The 18,448-nt window shown below is 37.8% G+C and carries 13 protein-coding genes and 3 pseudogenes; 8 read left to right on the top strand and 8 right to left on the bottom strand.

What is annotated here, in order from left to right; genetic code table 11:
* Window positions 1–234 precede the first annotated feature (234 nt).
* The gene (locus PYV58_RS14345) at window positions 235–870 is read left to right on the top strand and encodes an SMI1/KNR4 family protein (protein WP_004820316.1); all 636 of its coding nucleotides are present in this window, start codon (window positions 235–237) and stop codon (window positions 868–870) included.
* A 165-nt stretch (window positions 871–1,035) separates the two neighbouring features.
* On the top strand, window positions 1,036–1,356 hold the full coding sequence (locus PYV58_RS14340) for a hypothetical protein (protein ID WP_004721698.1): 321 nt from the start codon (window positions 1,036–1,038) through the stop codon (window positions 1,354–1,356).
* Between the two features lie 99 nt (window positions 1,357–1,455).
* Here the strand turns inward: PYV58_RS14340 and PYV58_RS14335 are convergent, their stop codons facing one another.
* From PYV58_RS14335 to PYV58_RS14325, 3 genes are all read right to left on the bottom strand, one after another.
* On the bottom strand, window positions 1,456–2,226 hold the full coding sequence (locus tag PYV58_RS14335; protein WP_004820319.1) for a TSUP family transporter: 771 nt from the start codon (window positions 2,224–2,226) through the stop codon (window positions 1,456–1,458).
* Window positions 2,227–2,367: 141 nt separating this feature from the next.
* Window positions 2,368–4,572 carry a TonB-dependent siderophore receptor gene (locus tag PYV58_RS14330; protein WP_034617804.1) on the bottom strand — a complete coding sequence of 735 codons (2,205 nt, stop codon included), beginning with the start codon at window positions 4,570–4,572 and terminating at the stop codon, window positions 2,368–2,370.
* 185 nt (window positions 4,573–4,757) lie between these two features.
* The gene (locus PYV58_RS14325; protein WP_004721692.1) at window positions 4,758–5,465 is read right to left on the bottom strand and encodes an SIMPL domain-containing protein; all 708 of its coding nucleotides are present in this window, start codon (window positions 5,463–5,465) and stop codon (window positions 4,758–4,760) included.
* Between the two features lie 499 nt (window positions 5,466–5,964).
* Here PYV58_RS14325 and PYV58_RS14320 point away from each other — a divergent pair, with 499 nt between their 5' ends.
* A complete protein-coding gene (locus PYV58_RS14320; RefSeq protein ID WP_004721690.1) occupies window positions 5,965–7,338 on the top strand; it encodes a diaminobutyrate--2-oxoglutarate transaminase in 1,374 nt (457 codons plus the stop codon).
* Between the two features lie 3 nt (window positions 7,339–7,341).
* Window positions 7,342–8,874 carry an aspartate aminotransferase family protein gene (locus tag PYV58_RS14315; RefSeq protein ID WP_034617801.1) on the top strand — a complete coding sequence of 511 codons (1,533 nt, stop codon included), beginning with the start codon at window positions 7,342–7,344 and terminating at the stop codon, window positions 8,872–8,874.
* A 177-nt stretch (window positions 8,875–9,051) separates the two neighbouring features.
* Here PYV58_RS14315 and PYV58_RS14310 read toward each other — a convergent pair whose 3' ends face one another.
* The 4 genes from PYV58_RS14310 to mutS all read right to left on the bottom strand — a co-directional run bounded on the left by PYV58_RS14310 (window position 9,052) and on the right by mutS (window position 13,945).
* The gene (locus PYV58_RS14310) at window positions 9,052–9,771 is read right to left on the bottom strand and encodes a D-Ala-D-Ala carboxypeptidase family metallohydrolase (protein ID WP_004721687.1); all 720 of its coding nucleotides are present in this window, start codon (window positions 9,769–9,771) and stop codon (window positions 9,052–9,054) included.
* A 140-nt stretch (window positions 9,772–9,911) separates the two neighbouring features.
* The gene (gene fdxA, locus PYV58_RS14305) at window positions 9,912–10,235 is read right to left on the bottom strand and encodes a ferredoxin FdxA (RefSeq protein ID WP_004721686.1); all 324 of its coding nucleotides are present in this window, start codon (window positions 10,233–10,235) and stop codon (window positions 9,912–9,914) included.
* Between the two features lie 349 nt (window positions 10,236–10,584).
* Window positions 10,585–11,121, bottom strand: a complete 537-nt coding sequence (locus PYV58_RS14300) for a GNAT family N-acetyltransferase (protein ID WP_081407415.1) — start codon at window positions 11,119–11,121, stop codon at window positions 10,585–10,587.
* Between the two features lie 169 nt (window positions 11,122–11,290).
* A complete protein-coding gene (gene mutS, locus PYV58_RS14295; RefSeq protein WP_105714269.1) occupies window positions 11,291–13,945 on the bottom strand; it encodes a DNA mismatch repair protein MutS in 2,655 nt (884 codons plus the stop codon).
* A 291-nt stretch (window positions 13,946–14,236) separates the two neighbouring features.
* On the opposite strand from mutS, the pseudogene PYV58_RS14290 reads away from it, so the two are divergent.
* Window positions 14,237–15,212, top strand: a pseudogene (locus PYV58_RS14290) (integrase).
* A 256-nt stretch (window positions 15,213–15,468) separates the two neighbouring features.
* Window positions 15,469–15,633: pseudogene (locus PYV58_RS14285) on the top strand (AlpA family phage regulatory protein); the annotation flags it as partial.
* Window positions 15,634–15,641: 8 nt separating this feature from the next.
* Here the strand turns inward: PYV58_RS14285 and PYV58_RS14280 are convergent.
* Window positions 15,642–15,849: pseudogene (locus PYV58_RS14280) on the bottom strand (hypothetical protein).
* A gap of 297 nt (window positions 15,850–16,146) precedes the next feature.
* On the opposite strand from PYV58_RS14280, the gene PYV58_RS14275 reads away from it, so the two are divergent.
* Together PYV58_RS14275 and PYV58_RS14270 are read left to right on the top strand one after the other, a co-directional pair.
* Window positions 16,147–17,280, top strand: coding sequence for a DUF6531 domain-containing protein (locus PYV58_RS14275; RefSeq protein WP_275059555.1), 1,134 nt, complete (start codon window positions 16,147–16,149; stop codon window positions 17,278–17,280).
* A protein-coding gene (locus tag PYV58_RS14270; protein ID WP_085947552.1) for an IS3-like element ISAba21 family transposase occupies window positions 17,243–18,408 on the top strand; the annotation gives its coding sequence in 2 pieces (ribosomal slippage) (window positions 17,243–17,501 and window positions 17,501–18,408; 1,167 coding nt in all). The genes PYV58_RS14275 and PYV58_RS14270 overlap by 38 nt, the downstream gene beginning before the upstream one ends.
* Window positions 18,409–18,448: the final 40 nt, after the last annotated feature.

Here is an 18,448-nt window from a genome sequence, read left to right as displayed (position 1 = left end):
TTAGTCATTCTAAATGATGAGAAACAACGTTTCGCAAGGTAACTCGTAACGGCAAAAAACACACTAGTCCCGAAGGGTTGTGGCTAAAATTATCTCAGCCTGTGTTATGAAACTCGAAAATAGTCTCGCTATTCTCATTCATGCTTTACGACGTATACGTCTCATGCTCAATTTTAGCCTACAACGCAAGCCATTTATGAAATGTCAACAGACCCTAAGATAAATGAGAAGAACATGATTCAAAAACAATTAGAAAATATACAAAATTGGTTAGTGCAACATGCTGCAAAGATCGCAAATCAATCACTCAATCCTGCGGCAAGTATTTCAGATATAGAACAATTTGAACAAAGGCTTTCTAAACATTTACCTGATGATTTTAAACAGTTGTACTGTTGGCATAATGGGATGAATGAAGAGGAAAATTTAGGCAGTTTATTTTATGGTATGGAATTTTTATCGCTGACCAATATTGAAAATAAACGTGCTGATCTTGCGGATCTCGTTGATGAGTTGTTTGTTCTTCAACATGCTGACCCACAAATCAATCCAACCAATGCCCACCATCGGGATTGGGTCCAGTTTGCGCACGATGGTGGGCGCACAGGTTTGTATGTGGATTTAGCACCCACCGCCGTTGGTCAAATTGGCCAAGTGATCTTTATTGATCATGAATATGATGTTGGGATTTTGGTCGCCAACTCGATTACCGATTTACTTCAACAATTTTCAGATGATTTAGACAATGACTTATATCAGCTGAATGAAGATGCTTTAGAAGATGAAAATGAATTTTTAGAAAGTGATGCAGCTATTGATCTGGTCAATTGGCATATGAGTGAACGCTGGGCGCGCCCTGATTTTACTTAGCTTTTTTGAGAAAAATCATTTTATAAAATTATGTTTGAACGCTTCACTCATAAAAAGTGTATCAATAGCGATTATTGCTAGACACTCAATTTTGAACGCATTACATTTCTAATCGAATCAATTTTACAAAATCAAGTAAGCTCTAATTTTTAAACGAGCAAAATGATGGATCATAAAATAACGGTTGATGAGGTTGTAGCACGTTCAGTAAAAATCAGAGAACGTTATCATGAGCTAGAGCGAATAAATCATCATGCTGAATGGACAGTGCAAGAGGATGCGTTGGCATTTTTATCTGATGCTGGATTGGTTGGCAGATTAGTCATGGCGCAGACAGGGAAGTGGCTACACAAAGGCGATGCTCAACAAGAGTTGCAGCATAAGTTAGGTGAATGTGTTTGGTGGTTAGCCATTATTGCCAATGAATTAGATATGGATTTAACTGAAGCCACACAATACTTTTTAGATAAAGCTGAAAAGATTTGAATCTTTGGAAAAACTTCCATAGGAAGTTTTTTTAGAATCTTAGTTTAGAAGCCCGCATTTTGGTGGGCTTCATTCAATTTTTATATTAAGTATGAATGACTAACCGATAAATAAGTCATAGCCCATTCGGCCAATTAAAAATACCAGTAAAATTAAAAAGAAAATACGAATAAAACCACTTCCATATTTAAATGCTAAAGCTGTACCCGCAAGTGAGCCTAAAACATTGCAAACTGCTAAAATGATGCCAGCCATCCATAAAATATGCCCAGAAGGGATAAAGAAAAACATGGCAGCAATATTGGTGGCGACATTGACCAATTTGGCAGATGCAGAAGCATTTAAAAAATCAAAAGCAAATACTTTCACAAACAGAAAGAGTAAAAAACTGCCTGTCCCAGGGCCAAAAATTCCATCATAAAATCCAATTAAGGCGCCAAAAAATAAACCTAACGCAATTTCTTTCTTACCCGTCTGTAACACAGTATGGACTTTACCTAAGTCTTTTTTGGCAAAGGTGTAGATCGCAATCAAGATCAGTAAAAAGAATACGATATAACGCATCAACTCTTTCGGAATCAACGAAACTGACATTGCACCTAAAAAAGAAAATATAAATGCTGCCAACATTGTGGGTAATATAAGTTTCCAATTGATCGTAACTTTCTTAAAGTAAGCAAATGCAGAAGATACAGTCCCTGCCATGGCAATGATTTTATTGGTTCCAAAAACTGTGGCGAGACTTTGATTGGGAAAGGCATGCATTAGTGCTGGGAGTAGCACTAATCCACCTCCACCCACCGCAGCATCAATTAAACCCGCACAAAAAGCGAAGAAGCCTAAACTCAGAAGTATTGTCTCGTATTCCATTACAGATTGTTCTAACTGCTATTTTAAGAGAATAATCATAGAATATATTCAAATAAAAGTAATTAAAAAGCGCTAATCTCAATCTATGAGATTAGCGCTTTAGTTTTAAATGCTTTGTAAATCTACAAGTTTTTCAAAAAATTAGAAATCAACAGAAGTTTGTAGATAGAAAGTACGTGGCTGTCCTACGTATTTACCACCTGTAGAGTCAGATGAACGAGTAAAGTATTCTTGATCAAATAGGTTTTTAATCCCACCAGCAACTTTTAAACCGTAAAAATCTTGTCCAAAATCATAACCAGTACGTACCGCAAAAGTTGAGTAACCCGGGATATCACCAGTACGACCATCTGCCGTTTCAACAGTTTGGTAAACATTGCCTGAACCCGGCGCATGTTGTTTAGATTGAGCAAACATATCTGCATTGATAGACCATTTGTCAAAGCTATAACCAAGCCCTAAATTTCCAACATGTCTTGAATAATAAGGTAAGTCCTTACCATCAAATTTACCTGCCTCAGACACTGCTTTGGTAAATGTATAGTTACTATAGACTTTTAAGCCTTGCAGAGAGTCGTAGAGATTACCAAAGTCATAACTTAGGCCAAGCTCTACACCTTTATGACTGGTTGCACCTAGATTGGTCCAAATGCCTGTACCAATATTGTCAGGGCGTTCAAGTAATAATTCTTTATCAAAGTCTAAATAGAACACTGTAAATTCAGCATTTAAACCATTGCCGAGGTATTTAGTCCCAATTTCGTAGTTGTTGGATTTTTCAGGATGCAGACCATCTAAAGTGGTTATCGCTTTATTTCCTTCAACTTTAGCCAATTGGTTATATTGTTGAGGACCAAAAGAAACCGCCGCATTGGCAAAGACATTCCACTGATCATTGAAATTGTATTGCACTGCAAGGCTTGGTAAAAACTCATCAGAATTGATTTTTGGATGTACCGTATTGATGAATTTACCATTTTGGTAGGCGGTATAATCATTATGGGTTTTAATTGACTCAAAACGTACACCCGGAGTAATGGTTAGTGCACCTAGACCAAAACGGTTATCAATATACACGGCATGGGCTTTGGTTCCACCTTCACTGCTGGTGTTGGCAAGACGTTCACCTGGTGTGCCTGTTGCAGTGTTATATTGTGCTGTACGACCCGAAAACTCTGAACTGTCTTCTTGTAAGTAGCGATAACCGACAGTGACTTCATTATTCATATTGCCCAAAGTGTAGGCGCGTGAATAACGTGGTTCAATGCCAAAATATTTATAATCACGTGGAGAATTACTAATTCGACTATTTGCAGTACCTTCTACAGCTGATTCTAGATCACTGGTACGGAATGAATCGACATAATAACCAAGGATTTCAAAGTTATTGAGTTCATCTTTATGGCTGTATTTAACAGAAACATCTGAACGACGGCCAGCAAAATAGTTACGGTATTGGTTTGACTGGTATGGGTTTTTGGCATAATCCGCAGTCGTTAAGCCTTCTGGCATTTCGCCACGACCTTCATAATGATGCAAATTAAGTGCAATCGAATCTGCATTTGTAAACTGATATGACGACTTTAACATGACGTCATCAATATCTATGTCGTTATTGGCTTCGCGATAGCCATTTCCTTTGGTTCCTGAATAAAGTAGCGCAAGACCTAAACCATTATCCATAGTACCGCCGATAAAGAGGTTTGGACTGTACTTGAGTTGGTCGGTACCTGTGGCGAATTCTGTGGTTAAACCAACAGAGCCTGATAGTTTTTCAGGGATTGCTCGAGTATTAAAGTTGATGATTCCCCCCACGTTTTGAGGCCCAAAGCGGACTGAACCTGCGCCACGAACAACGTCTACAGATTCAATATTGCCCATAGAAACAGGTGCCATAGACAATTGTGGTTGACCATAAGGCGCGAAGGATAATGGAACACCATCCATCAACACAGTGGAGCGCGGTGATAGGCGAGAGGTTAAGCCACGCACCCCCAGATTGAGTGAAACATCACTCCCCCCTGTGCCATTGCTGTCCTGAACCTGAACCCCTGGCACTTGTTTTAACGCATCACGGATAGAGGTCACCGCAGATTCGTCCATTTTTTTACGATCGATAATGGTACGTGCACCTGCATGCTTGTGAACTTTTTCAGCATTGGCTGCTTCAAGCCAGTTTCCTTCAGCTTGTACGGTGATTGTTTTAAGTGTTTGTGTTGAAGTTTCTTGATTGTCTTCGGCAAAAGCAGCATTGGATATAAAGCTAAGTGAAACAGCAATTGCAAGGCTGAGATGTGAGGGTTTAAACAGGGTGAAGTCAGGTGTTCTATGGCTTGAAATTTTCATAAAGAGATAGGCATTTGAAATTGTGCGTATCTTAATCTCTTCAAGCATATTTTTAAATCAGGATGATTATCATTTAAAACTATTGTTTAATTCAAATTAATAGATTTTTTAATCAAATATTCACTTTTTTATATTGCAATAGCAAAAAACCGTGCATAAGCACGGTCTTTATACTCATCAAAAAATTATTTAAACTGGATCGAACCATTGGCATTGACTGTGATTTTTGATTCACCAGCGGCCATGTTCTGACCACCGACTGCATCGGCAGCTTCGAACTTAGCCATAGATGCACGCGCTGCATAAACTGGTTGCGGATAAGAGTTGCTGGTATTGATGTTGATATTGACCAAGTTATAAGACGATTTATTCCATGCTTGAGTTAAAATTTGCGCACGTTGTTGGAAGTTCTTTGAAGCCTCAACCATCAATTCATTTTCAACTTTTTTACGTTGTTCATCAGACACTGTGAAATTAATCGATTGTGTTTGGAAGCTGGTTTGCAACTCGTTGATTAACTGGCTTGCCGCTTTAAAATCTTTACTTTCGATTTGAATTTCTGCACGACCACGCCATTCTTTCAATTTTTGGTTGTCATTGTCATAAACAGGATAAGTGGTTTGTGAACCGGTTTCGACTTTAACTTGTGGATACTTTTTCGAAATGCTAATGGCTTGATTCATTAACTGGGTAATTTGAGAAGATAACTCAGCAGGTTGCTTGTTGTTTTTCTCAATAAAAAGTACAGCATGCATTTCATCATTAGACACTTGACGTGTCGCATCTGCTTGAACGTTGACAATATTGTAGTTTAACGGGTCATTTTCTGCTGCCATCGTCATTGTGCTCAGTGTGGTTCCCAAGAGTAAAGTAGTTAAAGCTAAATAACGCATAATGAATCCTTAAAATTGTTTGACTAAATTTTATGACCGAAAGATATATTGTATAAATTGAATCTGTTTTTAATCATAAATCTGGTTTGCGGAAAACTATGGCAGATTTTGTGGTGCATTTGTAATAATTTGCATATAAATTGCAATTTTGTTTTGATTAAAATATTTTAAAAATTAAAAGCTTATCGAGTTTGATTGTGATAAAAAATGATCAGAAGGGTTGAGATTTATAAAGTGATTTTAATTATCGGCTTTTCTTTGCTTTGTCACATAGTATGATGATAATAACCAATTAGATTTAGCTAAATGTTTTTTTCGATAAATGGAGTGTGGATAAGTACATAAAAGATATTTATTTTCTTGTAAAAAACTGTATTATCGCGCTCCTAGTTATGAAGATTAAAAGCACTCTAACTAGATTTCTATAAAGCACCGAGTCAAAGGACCACAAGTCACCCGACTTATTTCTTTCAACCCATATCAGAGATGGTAATTCGATATGAGCGTTACTTCTGTAAATCCTGCTGCCACTTCCACAAACGAATACTACTTGACTCGCCAAAGTCAGATGGAATCGAATGTTCGTAGTTATCCACGTAAATTACCGTTAGCGATAGCGGAAGCACATGGTTGTTGGGTTACCGATGTTGAAGGTACAAAGTACCTCGATTGTTTAGCTGGGGCAGGAACATTGGCATTAGGCCATAACCATCCTGCGGTGATTAAAAGTATTCAAGACACTTTAGCGAGTGGTCTCCCTTTACATACTTTAGATTTAACAACGCCTTTAAAAGATGCTTTCACTGAAGCACTGCTTGCACAACTTCCGGGTGGGCAAGAAGAGTATTGCTTACAGTTCTGTGGCCCATCTGGTGCAGATGGTACAGAAGCAGCGATTAAATTGGCGAAAACCTATACAGGTCGCAATACAGTTATCAGTTTCTCTGGAGGTTACCATGGGATGACTCATGGCGCGTTAGCGATGACAGGTAACTTATCTGCTAAAAATGCGGTAAATGGCTTAATGCCAGGCGTACAATTTATGCCATACCCGCATGAATACCGTTGCCCGTTGGGTGTTGGCGGTGAAGCAGGTGTTGATGCCTTAACTTATTATTTCGAAAACTTCATTGAAGATGTCGAAAGCGGTGTAACTAAGCCTGCAGCTGTGATTCTTGAAGCAATTCAAGGTGAAGGCGGTGTGGTTACAGCGCCTGCGAAATGGTTGCAAAAAATCCGTGAAGTGACTGAGCGTCATAACATTGTGTTGATTTTGGACGAAGTTCAAGCGGGCTTTGCACGTTCAGGCAAAATGTTTGCTTTTGAACATGCTGGTATTGAACCTGATGTTGTGGTGATGTCAAAAGCAGTGGGTGGTAGCTTACCATTGGCTGTTTTGGGTATTAAACGTAAGTTTGATGCTTGGCAACCTGCAGGTCACACAGGTACTTTCCGTGGTAACCAACTTGCAATGGGTACTGGTCTTGCAACGATCAATACCATTAAAGAGCAAAACCTTGCACAAAATGCGCAACAACGTGGTGATTTCTTACAAGCTGAATTGAAAAAATTAGCGCAAGAATTCCCATGTATTGGTAATGTTCGTGGTCGCGGTTTAATGATCGGTATCGAAATTGTGGATGAGCGTAAGCAAGCGGATCATATGGGTTCTCTTCCTGCGGATTCACAGTTGGCTGCTGCAATTCAAACGGCATGTTTTAACAATAAATTATTGTTAGAAAAAGGCGGCCGTAGCGGTACAGTGATTCGTTTACTTTGCCCATTGATCATTACTCAAGAAGAATGTGAAGAAGCTATTGCGCGCTTTAAGAAAGCGGTTGCAGAGGCTCTTATTGCAGTTCGAGGCGCTTAATTCATGGTAGATTTTGCAGAACATCGTAAAGCGTTACTCTGCAATGATGCTCAATCTATTGCTGACTATGAGTCAGCAATGGGTGAGGCGACTAAAGCGGTCGCAGCATGGTTGCAAAATGACAAAATGTATACAGGTGGGAGCATTAAAGAACTTCGTGAAGCGATTTCTTTTGCACCGTCTAAACAAGGTCTAGGTTTACACCAATCGCTTGAGCGTATGGTTGAGCTTTTCCTGAACAAAAGTTTGAAAGTACATCATCCGCACTCTTTAGCACATTTGCATTGCCCAACCATGGTGACAAGTCAAATTGCTGAAGTCTTGATTAATGCGACCAACCAATCAATGGACTCATGGGATCAAAGCCCAGCAGGTTCTTTGATGGAAGTTCAATTGATCGACTGGCTGCGTCAAAAAGTAGGTTATGGTGCAGGTCAGGCAGGTGTGTTCACCTCTGGCGGTACTCAATCTAATTTAATGGGCGTATTGTTAGCGCGTGACTGGTGTATTGCCAAGAACTGGAAAGACGAAAATGGTCTGCCTTGGTCTGTGCAACGTGATGGCGTTCCAAGTGATGCCATGCGTAATGTCAAAGTGATCTGTTCTGAAAATGCACATTTTTCTGTGCAAAAGAACATGGCGATGATGGGCATGGGCTTCCAATCTGTGGTGACTGTTCCAGTCAATGAAAATGCACAGATGGATGTTGATGCGCTCGAAAAAACCATGGCGCATTTACAGGCTGAAGGTAAAATCGTTGCTTGTGTTGTTGCGACTGCTGGGACAACCGATGCAGGTGCGATTGATCCATTGAAGAAAGTGCGTGAAATCACCAATAAATATGGCGCGTGGATGCATATCGACGCAGCATGGGGTGGTGCACTGATCTTATCCAATGACTACCGTTCAATGCTTGATGGTATTGAATTGTCTGATTCGATTACATTGGATTTCCATAAGCATTATTTCCAAAGTATTTCATGTGGTGCGTTCTTGTTGAAAGATGAAGCGAACTATCGTTTCATGCATTATGAAGCTGAATATTTAAATTCTGCTTATGATGAAGAACATGGTGTACCGAACCTAGTGTCTAAATCTCTACAAACTACACGCCGTTTTGATGCGTTGAAATTGTGGATGACGATTGAAAACCTAGGTGAAGAGCTTTATGGTTCAATGATTGACCATGGCGTTAAGCTAACTCGTGAAGTGGCAGATTACATCAGTGCTACTGCTGGTTTGGAAATGCTGGTTGATCCACAATTTGCATCGGTATTATTCCGTGTAATACCTGATAATTATCCAGTTGAATTACTTGATACTTTGAATCAAAACGTTGCAGATGAATTATTTGCGCGCGGTGAAGCCAATATTGGTGTGACTAAAGTTGGACAGGTTCAATCTTTGAAAATGACCACTTTAAGTCCAGTTGCAACTTTAGAAAACGTGAAGAATCTTCTTGCCTTGGTGTTAGAAGAAGCTGATCGTATTAAAGATGCGATTGCTGATGGTACCTATACGCCTGCAATTGACTAGATTGATATCCAGTTGATTGACGTTTGAAATAGATTAATTTTATTTCAAAAAACGCCCGATGAATTTCATTGGGCGTTTTTTATTTAAGGGTGTTTTGATCTAAAATATGATCAGTGATCAAATACTTGGTCATAAAAAAGAGATCTTATCGATCTCTTTTAAATTGAATATGGGGTATTAAAAATTACACATTGAGCTATTACGGGTGAGATCAGGTCCCCAAGTACGATATCCTTGAGTATCAATATGGATTTGCCCTGAAGCATACAATCCCAAGCCCATGTTTAAGCTTTGGCCATACTGCGACCAGAACTGGCATAATTTGAATTTGGTGTGTTCGATATAGGCATAATCTTGAGGTTGCGGATTTTCTGGCCCAATACGGAAATCAATGGCTGAATTGAATAAGTGACGTGAAGATCCAGCACCACCCGCACATTGGTTTAAAGGTAAGTCTCGATATACCGAGGTTACGGTAAAATCAGTCAGAACTTTAGAGGCAACCAAGTATTTAAATACTTTTAATGTTGGTAATTGATTACTCCAAAGCTCACGGCTTGGAATCATATATTCAGACTTACCACACTTGTCCCAATCCCGTGCAGTTTTAAATAACTCAAAACTAGGAATAATATTTCCAGCATTATTTTGTTCAAGAAAACGTTCATAATCACGTGCACGTGACTGATTGTCTCCATAGATCAACCATTGGCGATAAGATGAAGGCATCGTTTTAGGAGGAATGGGTCGCTCAATCGTAATTTTTTCTTCGGGGATGTAAATACGCTGACCATGCGACGTGCTAATTGTTGGATTCTTTTGAGGGGAAGATGTACATCCAGCCAGAATCATTGTAGTAACACCGACAGCAAGTAAACCTTTCAAAATAAATTTCATTCTCAATATTAGCTAAAGCAAGTAACGGGCTATTTTAGTCTAGTTTGGTGCGTGTATTATGGATAAATTGCAAATAAATGTACAATTTACATATTAAAATGCAAAAAGATCAGCCTAAGCTGATCTTTTTTATACAATACTTATTTTTCTAAGTATTGTAATTTATCGGCTTTACCATTCCACTCTTCACGATCTTCAGGTTGATCACCGATTTGAGTAATGTTTGGCCATTTTTGAGCAAGTTCAGCATTTAGTTCAATAAATACTTCTTGACCTTCAGGGAGTTCATCTTCAGAGAAAATTGCATTTGCAGGACACTCAGGTTCACATAGCGCACAGTCAATACATTCGTCTGGACTAATGACTAGGAAATTTGGACCTTCATAAAAACAGTCTACTGGACATACTTCTACGCAGTCTTGATATTTACACTTAATACAATTTTCAGTGACAACAAAGGTCATGGCGTCAGCTACCTAAAAATATGGTTCTAATTAATAATGCTGTATTTTAGGGAAAACGCCGCAAACTAACAATTGCTTTTATTGATATTTAATATAGAAGAACCTGCTAAATCAATTTTTTTTATAGAAAATTCTCCTAACTTGTGATGAATTATGCATTTTTTAAAATATGCGCTGTTATTTTGATGTGGCCATAGGTGAAAAAATGCTAAACATATTCAAAAAAGAACATAAATATGAGACTAAATCACAGAAACGAAATGGGATTATCGCCTTCGTGTGCTGGTTTTTTAGTCAGTCATTATCTTTAGAATTATTTAGAGCTGTATTTTCAGTATCCGTTAGATCATCACAATGTATAGATAAGATGAATATCTTCAGGTTCTAATTCCCATAATTGTTGATCAGGTTTTTCTAAGACCTGCGCGCCTTGTTTAAGATAAAAGTCGACAGTACGCTGGGTTGGTGTTGCTGAAATATACAGTTGTTGTGCACCAAGTTGCTCAGCTGATTTTATCGCTGAGTGCATGAGCTGTGTACCAAGACCAAGACCTTGATGATTTGCATCGACATAAAAATATTGTAATAGCTTCGCCTCTGGATAATCAGTGATGACTTGATTAGATACCAGTTGCACACCAATTAATCGATTCAATTGATTAAATGCGCCCACACATCGTCCACCTTGAATAAGATGCTGCTTTAACAGCGGGGGATCATTTTCTAAATGATATTCATCCCAGCTTTGCACATCATAAAAACAATCGACCAAATGTAAATTTTGCTTTTGTTGTAGATACATTTGAGTGATTAATTCACGTCGATCAATATGTTGCCAAATGAGATCTATATCGGAAAGCTGCAGGGGCTTAAGTGAAATATTGATATTATTCTCCTAAAACTTGGCATTCAATCACTCATTATGGAGTGCAATTTTACACTTTAGACTGGCTTAAGTTATCGTCTAGATTGCTATTTAAAGATCAATAGACGCAAGTTATTTCCAGCCTAAGTAGAGAGTTTCAAACTTACTTAGACTGGATAGCTGTTACTGCTTATGCATTTAGTGCTGCTTTTAATGCATAGAGGTGATCAAGCGCTTGGCGAGGGGTTAAATCATCGACATCAATATTTGCTAAAGCATCGAGTACTGGTGATGACTTTTCAACTTCAACGACTTTTTCAATTTCAATGATGTGTTCAAACTTTTCAGGCTCAACGGTTTCAACTTCCGCAAATAAGTCATTTTGCACAACGGATTGCAATTGTTGCTGTTGTTGTTTCTCTAAAATTTTTAAACGCTTTTGCGCTTCTTTAATCACCCCCGCAGGGATCCCCGCAAGTTTTGCAACTTGTAAACCATGACTTTGGCTGGCAGGACCTTGTTGAACTTTATGCAATAGAATCAAATTACCATTTAACTCTTTGGCAGTCACATGGTAGTTATCAATAGCCACTTCTTTTGAAAGCTCAGTTAATTCAAAATAATGTGTGGCAAAGAGACATAAACATTTGATTCGTTTGGTTAGATCAAGCACACATGCCCAAGCTAGAGATAGTCCATCATAAGTACTTGTACCACGACCAACTTCATCCATAAGCACCAAAGACTGATTGGTTGCATGGTGCAAAATTTGAGATGTTTCGGTCATTTCCACCATAAAGGTAGATTTACCCGTAGATAAATCATCAGCAGAGCCAATTCGAGTAAATATACGGTCAATCGGTCCTAACTTCGCTGTTTTAGCAGGGACGAAACTGCCGCAATACGCCAGCAAACTAATCAGAGCAGTTTGACGCATAAAGGTTGATTTTCCGCCCATGTTTGGCCCTGTAATGATCGCCATACGATGATTGAAATCGAGTAGGGTATCATTGGGAGTAAATGGCGTTTTACTGAGTGATTCAACTACAGGGTGTCGACCAGCGGTAATTTTAATCCCGATTTCTGGGCTGTATTCAGGTCGATTCCAATTATTCAAACGGGCTTGATGGGCAAAGTTTGCCAATAAGTCGATATGAGCAATCGATGCACTCATCATTTGTAAATTGGCAATATCCGCTCTTAATTCTTCCAGTAACATTTCAAAGAGTAGTTTTTCTCGCGCAAGCGCACGTGATTCACTGGAAAGTACTTTATCTTCAAAAGATTTTAATTCTGGGGTGATATAACGCTCGGCATTTTTCAGCGTCTGACGACGGATGTAATGATCAGGCGCTTGTTCTGCTTGGGCACGGGTGAGTTCGATATAGTAACCACTGACACGGTTATAACCAATCTTCAGGGTATTAATGCCCGTGTTTTCTCGCTCTTTGATTTCTAAATCAATCAGGAATTGGCCTGCATGGTCACGAATTTTACGCAGTTCGTCAAGCTCATCATCAAAACCTTCTGCAATTACATTGCCATCACGCAATAGTACAGGAGGATGTTCAACAATCGCAGACAGTAAACGTTGGTGTAATCCATTAAAATCGCCCAATTCTTCATTCAATTGCACAATCAATTTAGATTGCTGAGTCTCAAGAATCGGTTGGATTGCATGTCTTAAAAATGGGATTTGTGCACATGCTTGACGAAGCTGCACCAAATCACGAGGACGTGCACTGCCAAGTGCAACACGACTTAAAACCCGTTCAATATCGCCAATTTCTTTTAAGACTAAGCGAACAGGACTTTCATGGTAGCCTTTGAGTAAAGTATCCGTTGCATCTAAACGTGCATCTAAGATTTGAGTATCACGAATGGGTTGCATCAAGGTACGTGCCAGTAATCGTCCGCCCATTGCAGTTTGGCAATCATTGATTAAGCTAAATAGCGAAGTACCGTGCTCAAATAATGGATCAATAATTTCTAAATTACGGCGTGTAACAGGATCAAGTGCAATAAAATCTGAGCTTTGTTCTAATTTAATTGAACGAATATGTGGTAACGCAGTTTTTTGAGTTTCTTTGGCATAATGAATCAGTGCAGCGGCAGCCGCTTTAGCCAAGGGTAAGTGGTCAATACCAAAACCAGAAAGTGTGGAAACTGCGAATTGGTCACATAAGGTTTTTTGTGCGTTATTTAAATTAAAATCGACATTGGGCCGTTTGGTAATCGGGCATTCAATTTGTCGTTTAATATCTTCAATAATATTTGGGTCGACTATGTCTTCATCGACCAATATCTCACTTGGCATTAAGCGAGCTAATTCAATCGCCAAGCTTTCAGATTTAAACTCTTGTTGTTGAACTTTAAAAATACCCGCACTTAAATCCAACAGTGCCATACCAATTTGGTTTTGTTGGAAGCAGATCGCAACTAGATTCGATGCTTGTGTTGCGGTTAACAGGGCATCATCAGTTAATGTTCCAGGGGTGATAATTCGCACCACACCGCGTTCAACAGGTCCCTTACCTGTGACTTCACCAATTTGCTCACAGATGACAACCGCTTCGCCTTTTTTAACCAAACGCGCCAAATAACCTTCTGCAGCATGGTATGGAACACCCGCCATTGGAATAGGTTCACCATTTGCTTTACCACGATGAGTGAGGGTAATACCCAAAAGTTTTGCGGCTTTTTTAGCATCGTCAAAAAACAGTTCGTAAAAATCGCCCATGCGATAGAACATTAAAGAGTGTGGATGCTGCATTTTTACTTTTAGATATTGCTGCATCATAGGGGTGTGGGAGGATAAGTCAGCCATTGTTTCCATGCTATTCATGTATGTTAAATCTCTAAATTTAAATAATAAATAAGTTTATTTTGAAAGTTTGGCAATCTAACCAATTCTAACAACTTCTGTGCAAATCTGACCTAAGCAAAGGAAAAAGCATAGCTTTAGTGTACTTTTGTTCGTGCCAAAATTGAGTCAACAATGTGTGAGGAAACAAATTGGTTTCTCTCGGCCGTCATCTTAACAAATTGAGGCTGATTCACAAAAAGGAATCCGAAGATGAGTGCGGAAATTAGCAACAAAAAGAAAATGGCATGATCTGCTCGTGCTATTGATAAGATGAAGAAGAGGGATGCCGTAAAAAGTGATATCGGTGAATATTCAGGTTTGAGAGTGGTTTGCGGTAAGACTGGTTTGAAAAGCTTCGTTTATCGTTATAGAAGCCCGATAGATAATTCTTTGAAAAAAATTACGGTAACTATGCTGAATTGGATAACTATCCTGACATGTGACTTGAGGCGCTTATCGAACTTCAGCGTTTGATGTTATTAAGGTCACAAGGTGTTTGTCCAGTAACTGAAACGAAAGCATAAAACTGGTAATCAAAAATAAAAAAGAAAAACTATCAGAAACTAATAAAATATTAACCGTAAAAGACGTAGTTGATCTTTATTTAACTAAAGTGATTATTGATTCACGCTCTGGAGTTAAGAAAAATATACAAGGTGCGCGAAAATTAAAAGGAAAACTTGAAGCAAGATGAACTCTATATGCTGATGTAATTGCAGTTTTAGGCCATATGTAAGTTGAAAGTGTGCTTAGAAAGGATATTGTAGAGTTTATTAAAAAGATTATTGATCGCGGAGCTTAGGTACAGGCAGGGCGTGTGTTATCGCCTATGATTACGCAACCGGTTTAGATTATTTTTCTGAGCGTTTTGTCGAATTATCGAAACAATGTGTAGAGTACTTAAAAACTCTTCCACGTTTGAATAGCCTTTATTTATTTCCGTTATTTTGCACAGGAAAACCAATTGCTCAAAAAAACTTTGACTGAAACAAAGTGGGTATTGAAAGGTGAATATAGAGCCAATAATCATAATTTACAACCTGACCAGTTATGGCCAGAAGATATGGAAGATTGGAATCCTCATGACTTAAGAAGGACATTGAGAACTAATTTATCTAGGTTAGGATATCCAACGGATATTGCTGAAGCTATATTATGGCATTCTAAAAAAGGAATAAAAGGGACATATAATTTGCACACTTATGAAAATGAGTGTGCAACATTGTTACAAAAATGTGCTGATTAATTGGAGTCTTTAGGGAGGATTTATAGAGATTGTTTCAATCTGACCATTTCTAAATTGTATTAGTTTAGATGGTATAAGATAGATGTTATATGGCACCACTTTTGTTAAATATTGGAAAATATCTTGTTTTTACAAGAGATTTTTGTTGTCTATACTTTTGTTTCACATAATAATCCACATATAATTTTGGATTAAAATAGTCTAAATAAGAATAATTCAGAAGGTTTTGGATAATAGATAAATTGAGTTTAACTTCAGTAGAGCCACAATCTATTTATTGCTAGACCCTAAATCAAAGTATCACGATGCCAGATTTCCTCAACAAATTAATCTGAGCAGCAATCGAGTAGGCTGGATTGCGCATGAGGTAAATACGTGGATTGTTCAGAAAATCAGTGAACGTCGAATTACTACAATTTGAATAAAAAGCTATAAATAGGATTGTTGTCCCATCAGTTGTAATACAAGCGCATAAGCAAAATCATGAGAAATTGATTCTGCAATGAAGAATGCTTGAGGTGGGTAAAATCTAAGACTTGTTTACGAAAAAAATTTGATCATGAAAGATAATTTCACTATTTGGATGAGGATATTCTTGTATGTAGAGTGACCTACCTATACATTTCAACCGTTTAATTGAAACATCCTTGAATCTTGATGCAATAAGATTGGCTTCACAGATCCATTTATCGAATGTTGAATAATCAATTGATTAATGTTTGAATTCAGGGCTGAATCGTATTTTTTCATTTCAATCTCTAAAGATTAGAGTTAGGTTATCTTTAAGATGGATCATGTGTTTACTTTTTTTAATATCAGGTACTTTAAATATTTGTATAACAAGAATGGGTAGAAAACATTAAATAGTAATGAAAATCATTATTAATTATGTTATTGTTTGTATTTCCGAGAATTTATACTTTCACTATTCAAAATGCAAAAATTACAATTTAAGAAACTAATGTTAACACTATTAAGTGTGAGTATTTGCAATGCAAATGCTAATGAAGTTGGTCAATTACCTGTAATAAAGGTAACAGCTGTTAAAGAAACTAAAACGAAAGAAGAGCCTAAGTTCGAGTGTTTCTTTCCAGAGGATTATGAATGTTATCCTTTTGATCCACCACCCAGTCTTCTTCAATATACTCGTCCATCAACAATTGAAGATTCTGAATATAACGATTGTGAGAAAGTTGTTGGTAATCCTATTGAAGTTTCAAATGGGAATAAGCATCAAGAGGTTGTCTATTTTAAATCTAAAGGAGAAATGCCATTAGAATTTATACTTTATTATGATACCTCTGCTAAAGGTGATCTTGATCCTAACCGTGAAAACAGGATAAGTGTTGGATGGACTGATAACTTTACTTATTCACTTCGAGTAAGTCAAAATGGGCAGCTCATTCGTAGATTACCTGATGGAAGTGATTATTATATTGATGAGCGGTATGCAGTTAAAAAGATAGATGGGGATTGGTATGTAACTCTTCCTGATGGCGGACAGGAAATTTATGGATCAAATGGTGTACTTTTTAGTAAGAAGAACGCACATGGTGTTGGATGGACTTTAAGTTTTGAGAATATTTCTTATATCAAAGCAACACATACTAATGGAAAATCAATAAATTTCTATAGGAAGCCTAATGGGAGATTTTTGGGTAAAATTAGTAAAGTGACGGATCCTAATGGAAATACTTATGATATTAACTATGGAAGCCCATATTTATTAGATACAAAATTCCCAGACGGAACAATTTACAATTATCACTATGGTGAAAATGGCTCAAAACCCTATCTTTTAACAGGTATATCAATTAATGGTAAGCGATTTAGTTCTTATGGATACAATAAAAACATTGCTATTCAAAGTGGGCGAAGTGATGGGTCGCAAGTAAATAAATTTGAATATGGTAAAGACTATACTATAGTAACTAATCCGCTAGGAAGTGTTACAAAATATATTTTGATGTGTGCTGAGAAAACAGGAGGTTTTAACTTGGTAAACTATAGACACTCATCAGGAGTTTACCATGAGCAAGAAACAGAAGACTTACACCGCAGAATTTAAAGTTGAAGCAATAAAATTGATTGAAGCCAATCAAGGCAATGTATCGGAAACAGCCAGACAACTTGGCATTTCAATGCAAACTCTTTCAAATTGGAATAATAAAGCAAAGACTGGCACCTTAGCAGGCACTAAACAATATTCACCTGATCTAAATGCCTTACTCGAAGAAAATAAAAAGCTCAAACAACAGCTCAAAACAGCTGAAATGGAACGTGAATTTCTAAAAAAGGCAGCAGCGTACTTTGCGAAAGAAAGTCAGTAAGGTACGCCTATATGAAACAGCAAAGATATTTATTCCCGATTAGCTTTATGGCTAGATTACTTCACGTTTCAGTGTCACGATTTTATGATTGGCTAAAACGAGGCATGAATAAAAGATTGGTTCAGCGAAATCAACAGACAATTTTGGTCAAAATAGCTCATGAGGAAACTAAACAAAGCTATGGCTATATTCGATTAACTAAGCATTTACAAGCGCAAGGTATCAAAATCAGTACGTATGCTGTACGTCAAATAAAAAAGCTCAACCAGCTGTATTGTAAGCGTCATAAGCGTTTCAAAAGAACTACGAAGAGTGATCATAATCGAGCGATCTACGCAAATTTACTAGAGCAACAGTTTTCAATGACTAAGCCCAATCTTGCATGGTCAAGCGATATTACATACATTTGGACTGCTGAAGGTTGGTTATACTTGGCAGCAGTAAAAGACCTGTACACGAAACAAGTGGTTGGCTATAGCTTAAATGAGCGTATGACCGCACAACTTGTTTGCAATGCACTGACTATGGCGATTCGTAATCAAAAACCAACGAAAGGCTTAATTATTCATTCGGACAGAGGCAGCCAATATTGCAGCCATGAATATCGAAAGATACTGGAAAAATGTGATTTTCAAGGTTCAATGAGCAAACGTGGGGACTGTTACGATAATGCACCGATTGAAAGTTTCTGGGGCATACTCAAGAATGAATTAGTGCATCATTGCAACTATAAAACCAGAGATGAAGCTAAAGCAGATATTACAAAATACATTGTGTTATTTTATAATCAGCGAAGAATTCAAAAGAGTTTGGATTTTAAAACGCCAAATCAAATAGCAGAGAACTTTTATCGGTTAGCTGCCTAGCATATCCCAAGTGAAAGTCTCCTGCTAATTCAGCACATAT

The sequence above is a fragment of the Acinetobacter sp. TAC-1 genome, from assembly GCF_029025845.1.
In the GTDB taxonomy this organism is placed as follows: Bacteria; Pseudomonadota; Gammaproteobacteria; order Pseudomonadales; family Moraxellaceae; genus Acinetobacter; species Acinetobacter guillouiae.
Note: the sequence above shows the minus strand (reverse complement) of the source record. Positions and strands in the feature narration are given on the sequence as shown.